At 62.0% G+C, this 6,617-nt stretch carries 4 protein-coding genes; all 4 read left to right on the forward strand.

Translation table 11 applies throughout. The features are described from left to right. Positions 1-2,193: NADH-quinone oxidoreductase subunit B/C/D (locus AB7S84_RS15830; protein ID WP_428155682.1), on the forward strand; the 2,193-nt coding region annotated here is incomplete at its 5' end. Between the two features lie 48 nt (positions 2,194-2,241). Beyond that, complete coding sequence (nuoE, locus tag AB7S84_RS15835; RefSeq protein WP_020876423.1) at positions 2,242-2,751, forward strand: NADH-quinone oxidoreductase subunit NuoE; 510 nt, start codon at positions 2,242-2,244, stop codon at positions 2,749-2,751. A 5-nt stretch (positions 2,752-2,756) separates the two neighbouring features. Continuing rightward, entirely contained in the window at positions 2,757-4,028 is a 1,272-nt protein-coding gene (locus AB7S84_RS15840; protein ID WP_020876422.1) for a complex I 51 kDa subunit family protein, read from the forward strand. A 6-nt stretch (positions 4,029-4,034) separates the two neighbouring features. After that, positions 4,035-6,440 carry an NADH-quinone oxidoreductase subunit NuoG gene (nuoG, locus tag AB7S84_RS15845; protein WP_428155685.1) on the forward strand — a complete coding sequence of 802 codons (2,406 nt, stop codon included), beginning with the start codon at positions 4,035-4,037 and terminating at the stop codon, positions 6,438-6,440. Positions 6,441-6,617 lie beyond the last annotated feature (177 nt).

Here is a 6,617-nt window from a genome sequence, read left to right on the forward strand (position 1 = left end):
CGTCAGGCCGATCTTCTCATCGTATCGGGCACCGTCTTCAAGAAGATCGCTCCCGTGGTGCTGCGTCTCTATGAGCAGATGCCCGAGCCCAAATGGGTCATCTCCATGGGATCCTGTTCGAACACCGGGGGGATGTACGATGTCTACTCGGTGGTTCAGGGCGTCAACCAGATCCTGCCGGTGGACGTCTATATCCCGGGATGTCCGCCGCGTCCCGAGGCTGTCCTTCAGGGGCTGACCCTTCTCCAGAAAAAGATCGAAGAGACCGAGCGTCCCAGCCGACCCGTTTTTCATCTGGGCGGAGGGCGCCAGGGCACCCAGGCACCCGTTCTCGTGGACGGCGTGACCAAGTCCCGTGATCCAAGAGGACCGGGCATGACGGGAACCGTCATCCGCGGTTCGTCGGTGACACCCCCCGGGTTTCCGGAAAGCCGGTCGGATCTCATGTGGACCCCGGAGCCGAACCGCATCGTCCTCGGTGAACACGAAAAGTCACTCTCCGAAACGCTTTCAGCGCGATTCGGGAGAGGCGTCAAAGCACGGCCGACGACCTCGGACATCCTGACCCTCGACGTCGACAAAGATCAGATCAAGCCGCTGCTCAGATATCTGAAAACCGAATCCCCCGTGCGGTTCGAGCGGCTCGACGACCTTACAATCATCGACGAGTCGGCCCGCCGCGATCCTTCGGCATATCCCGATTTCACCCTGGTGTACCATCTCCTGGCCTTCGACCCCGCCACCCGGGTCCGCATCAAGGTTCCGCTGTACGGCGACATCCCCTTCACCGAGACCGTCACCGACATCTGGCCGTCAGCCGACTGGTACGAACGGGAGGCCTTCGACATGTTCGGGGTTCGCTTCGAGGGCCATCCCAATCTTACGCGCATCCTCATGCCGCCGGACTGGGAGGGACACCCCCTTCGAAAGACCCATCCCGGCAGGGCCACCGACATGGCGCCTTACACCCGCGAAGACGCTGCGACAAAACAACCGCTTGACGGCGGTTTCTACATCCGGCAACCGGGAGCCGGGGAATTGATTCTCAACGTCGGTCCCCACCATGTCAGCACCCACGGGCTCCTGCGCTACATCCTCTCCCTCGACGGGGAAGAGATCACCCGCCTCAAGATGGAAATCGGCTATCACCACCGGGGCGTGGAAAAGATCGGCGAACGACAGACATGGCATCAGTTCATCCCCTACACCGACCGGGTCGACTACCTGGCCGGCGCCGCCAACAACCTTCCCTACGTCATGGCGGTCGAGCAGCTGGCGGGCATCCGCGTACCGGATCGGGCCCAGTGCATCCGGGTGCTTCTGAGTGAGCTTTTCCGGCTGAGCAATCACCTCGTTTTCGTGGGCACCTTCGCCCATGATCTCGGCGCCATGACGCCGACGTTCTACTGTTTTCGCGAACGGGAGATGATCCTCGACATCGTCGAACTCATCACCGGCGGCAGGCTCCATCCCTCATGGTTCCGCATCGGCGGTACGGCCGCCGACCTGCCTTCGGGGTGGAAGGAGAAGGTCGACGAATTCGTGCGGATCTTCCCCGGAAAGATCGATGAATACGAAGCCCTGATCACCCGGAACCCCATTATTCGCGCCAGAACCGTGGGCGTCGGGCGGATCTCCCTGGCCGACGCCAAGGACTGGGGGGTCAGCGGACCGAATCTCAGGGCCTGCGGTCTGGCATGGGACCTTCGCAAGCAGTTTCCTTATTCGGGGTACGAAAACTACGATTTCGAGGTTCCAACGGCCGTGGGCGGCGACTGCTTTGACCGTTACGTGGTGCGTATCGAAGAGATGCGCCAGAGTCTCTCCATCATTCGTCAGGCCGCGGCCAACATGCCCGAAGGCCGGTGCGTCACCGACGACTATCGGTATGTGGTTCCGAAACGGGCCGACATGTTGAAGGATATCGAAAGCCTGATTCACCATTTCGTCAACGTTACCCGGGGCCCTAAAATTCCCGGAGGCGAGGCCTACGTCTGCTGTGAAATCCCGCGGGGGGAGCAGGGGTATTACGCGGTAAGCGACGGGTTGGGGTATGCCTACCGGATGCGCATTCGAAGCCCCGGTTTCGCCAACGTACAAGTGTTGCCCATGATGGCCGAGGGGTGGTCCGTTTCGGATCTCATCGCCATCATCGGGTCGGTGGATTACATTTTACCCGACATCGACCGTTAGAATCATTCAATCAACCTTCAATCTTACGGAGTGTACAAGGACGAACGGATGCCGACCGATGCCCAGAAAGACTCTCTGGAAAGAGAAATCCAGGCCGCCGACCACCCCCGGGAACTGGCCGTGGACGTTATGGCCGCCCTCCAGGACCGGGATGGATACCTGAGCGATGCGGCCGTGATGGAGACGGCGCGTCTCCTCGGCATGGATCCCGTCGAGGTGGAGGAGTTGGCCACCTTCTACACCTTCATCTATCGCGAACCCGTGGGCCGTTACGTCATTCACGTATGCGACAGCGTCGTCTGCTGGATGGAAGGATCGGAGACGATCGGTGGGCACCTGATGGGGACGCTCGGCATCGGCATGGGCGAGACCACGCCCGACGGCCTCTTCACCCTCCTGCCGGTCTGCTGCATCGGCTATTGTGATCGCGCCCCCGCGATCCTGGTCAACAGAAAAGCTTACGGGCCCCTGACCATTGCCGATCTCGACGCACTCATCGACAGGCTCAGGAACGCGGCGGATGCCCCGGGAGGGGAAAACCCAGGAGAGGAAGAATAGACGCCATGTATCCCCAGATTCTCCTCCGGAACCGAAAGCCCGACCGGATAGCCACGCTTGCGGAATACCGTGCCGGCGGCGGCTATGAAGGGCTCGTCCGTGTGCTCCAGCAGCGATCCCCCGCCGAGGTGCGGCAGGTGCTTCTGGACGCGATCCTCCTGGGCCGCGGAGGAGCGGCCTTTCCCGCGGGCATGAAGATGATGACCGTGGCCGAGGATGCGCCTTTTCCCAGGTATCTCGTCTGCAACGCCGACGAGATGGAGCCGGGAACCTTCAAGGATCGGGTGCTCATCCATGCCGATCCGCACCAGCTTATCGAGGGGATGATCCTGGCGGCCTATGCTATTTCGGCGGAGAAGGGGATCATTTTCATCCGGCCGGAATACGAGAGCGCCGCCCGGATTCTCGAACGGGAGATCGGGATTGCCCGGGAGGCCGGATTCCTCGGCCGGAACATACTGGGCAGCGGCATCGATGTCGAGATTGTGGTTCATCGCAGCGGCGGGCGCTACATCTGCGGCGAGGTGACCGCGCAGATCAATGCTCTGGAGGGTCGGCGGCCCAACCCCAAACAGCCGCCGCCCTATCCGACGGAAAAAGGGTTGTGGGGAAAACCCACCGTTCTTCAGAACGTGGAAACCCTCTGCTGTATTCCGCACATCCTCAGAAACGGCGCCCAGTGGTTCAAGGATCTGGCTTTGACGGAAAGCGGCGCCGGAACGAAGATCTTCGGGATCAGCGGCAAAGTGAATCGGCCCGGTTGCTACGAATTGCCCATGGGGGTTCGCCTCAGCGAGATCATCGAGGACTACGCCGGGGGCATGAAGAACGGCGGCGAGTTCAAGGCCTGCCTGCCCGGCGGCGCGTCCACGGGCTTTCTCACCCGGGAACACTATCATATCGAGATGGACTTCGACGCGCTCAAATCGGTCGGCAACCGACTGGGGACCGGTGCCGTCATGGTCTTTGACCGGGATACCTGCCTGGTGGCCGCCACCCTCAATCTTATCGAGTTTTTTGCCCGGGAGTCCTGCGGATGGTGCACGCCCTGCCGCGAAGGGCTCCCCTATATCCGCGAAATCCTGTGGCGTATCGAAACCGGAAAAGGCACGGCTGAAGACATTCCGGCGCTGAAGAAAATCTGTAAACATCTCTGGTATTCGTACTGTGCTTTCGCGCCGGGCGCCGTCTCGCCGGTGGAAGGGTTGCTGACCCACTTCGAGGGTGAGGTGGCGGCCCACATCAACCAGAAGAAATGCCCTTTTAGGAACAGCTGACCATCCATGCCGAAACTGACCATCGACAACAGGGAAGTGACCGTCGAACCGGGAACCAAGGTCATCGAGGCCGCGGCGCAACTGGGGATCATGATTCCCCGGTTCTGTTACCACCCGGCTCTGGGCGCCGTAGGTGCCTGCCGCGTCTGTGCCGTGAAGGTGCTCGCGGGACCGCCCCGGACGACGGGGATCCAGATGAGCTGCATGCTCGAGGCCCGGGACGACATGGTGGTGTCGACCACCGACGCGGAGGCCGTCGATTTCCGACGGCATATCATCGAATTCCTCATGCTCAACCATCCCCACGACTGCCCGGTGTGCGACGAAGGGGGCCACTGTCTCCTTCAGGACATGACGGTTTCGGGTGGACACGGCATTCGGCGATACAAAGGCAGGAAACGCACGCATGCGGACCAATACCTGGGGCCGCTGATTCAGCACGAGATGAACCGCTGCATCCAGTGCTACCGCTGCGTCCGTTTCTACCGGGAATATGCCGGCTACACGGATCTGGGCGTCATGGGCATCGGCTCGAGGGTCTATTACGGCCGGTACGAAGAGGGCGTTCTTGAAAACCCGTTCGCCGGCAATCTTGTCGACATCTGTCCTACAGGGGTCTTTACGGACAAACCCTCCCGTTACAGGGGCCGCCGATGGGATTTCGAACGATCGCTTTCGGTCTGTATCAACTGCTCCCTGGGATGCCGTACGATCGTCTGTTCCCGCTACCGCGAAGTGGTCCGCCAGGAGGCCGGATTCAACCCCGACGTCAACGGCTATTTCATCTGCGACCGGGGGCGGCACGGCTTCTATTACGCGTCCGCGAAGGATCGACCCCGCAAGGCCGTGGTTGACGGGAATGCCGTACCCGCGGCGTCGGCCGCCGAGGAGGCCGGAAGACGCATCGACCGGGTTCGCAACATCCACGGCGGGCAGGCTGTTGCCTGTGTGGGGTCTCTCCGGAACAGCCTGGAAAGCCAGGGCACGCTGAAAGCCGTCTGCAAGGCCCGGGGCTGGCAAGGGCCGGTTTTCTTTGACACGGCAGATGCAGCGGCGTGCACGGCGGCCGCCGTTGCCGGTCTTAATCGGCGCACCGCCGTTGCCATGCCCCGGTTGGCGGAAGCAGACCTCATCGTGGTCCTGGGCGCCGATCCCGTGAACGAGGCCCCCATGGCGGCGTTGGCCATGCGACAGGCCGCAAGGGCCGGCGCGGCCGTCATCGTCCTTGACCCGCGGCCGACAGTGTTGCCCATGCCGTTCACACACATACCGCTGCGGCCGGAGGAGATCGGCCATGTCTTCGCATCGGCCGTCGGTATGGGTGAGGATGCCGAACCGTTGCCGTTGGCGGCTGTTGAAAAACTGCGGGCGCTCGTGGCCGAGAGCCGGCGGCCCGTCATCGTCTGTGGAGCGGATGTTGTTCCCCCAACGCTGCCGACCATTGCAGCCGACGGCGTGTCGCACCTTCAGGATTCCGGAAAATCCGCGGGCCTGTTCTACCTGCTTTCCGGACCCAACGCCGTAGGAGCGGCGATGTTCACCGACGGTGTTCCCTCGGTGGACGACGTGGTGGCCGACATCGAAGCCGGCCGGGTTCATGCGCTGGTGGTGGTGGAGAACGATCTTTTTCACCGATATCCGGATCACCACCGCCTCAAAAAGGCCCTGGACGCTCTGGATGTTCTTGTGGTTGCAGACTACCTCGACCATCCGTTGTCGCATCGCGCCGATATTTTTCTGCCGTCGGCCACCGTTTTCGAAGCCGGCGGCATCTTCGTGAATCAGGAAGGGCGGGCTCAGCGGATTTCACCGGCATTCAAGGGGGGCACACCCCTCTCTCAAATCACCGGCGGCGCTCATCCCCCCCGGGAATTCACAGCGGACATCCCCGGCAGCGACGCCGCTCCGGCATGGGCGATCATCGCAAAACTGGCCGGCGACGCCTCCGTGGACCCGGCATCCCCGGGTGACCGCTATCCGTCCCTGTCCGTTCTGGACGATTGCCGACCGTTTCCCGAGGACGGCATCCTGCTCGACAGGACCCTCGGTCTGTCGACGCGAATCCCGCCGTCGGCTGCGTCCGGCACCATTGCCGGGGGAGACGACATCCTTGTCATTACCACGGACCTGACCTTCGGCACCGAGACGCTCTCCGCCAGATCCGCCTGCCTGAATGCGGCGGCATCGGCGCCAAGCGCCGTGATGCACGACGCCGATGCCGGCGAGATGGGACTTTCGAGCGGCGATATCGTCATTATCCAAGGCACATCGGGGCGGCTGTCCATCCCCCTGCGGACGACCGCCGAGATGGCCCGCGGCGTCCTGGTGATTCCGCGGCATCACCGCGTTTCCTGGCAGGTGCTGGGAAAAAACATGGCGGGCATCGACAGAAAGCGGATTCAGAAAGGCTGAAGAAGACGCGATGACGATCGCTTCCGAGATGCGGCATCGGGACATGGAGAATAATCAGGACGCAAAGGCCCGGTGGGGGCTCAGCCCGAAGCCTTCGGCCCGATAACATTATACTTTTGGACCGTTAAACCTATGTTGAACTGGATCGCCGGATTTATCGTTTTGTGGGTTAAGATC

The organism is Desulfococcus sp. (assembly GCF_050178255.1).
Taxonomy (GTDB): Bacteria; Desulfobacterota; Desulfobacteria; order Desulfobacterales; family Desulfococcaceae; genus Desulfococcus; species Desulfococcus multivorans.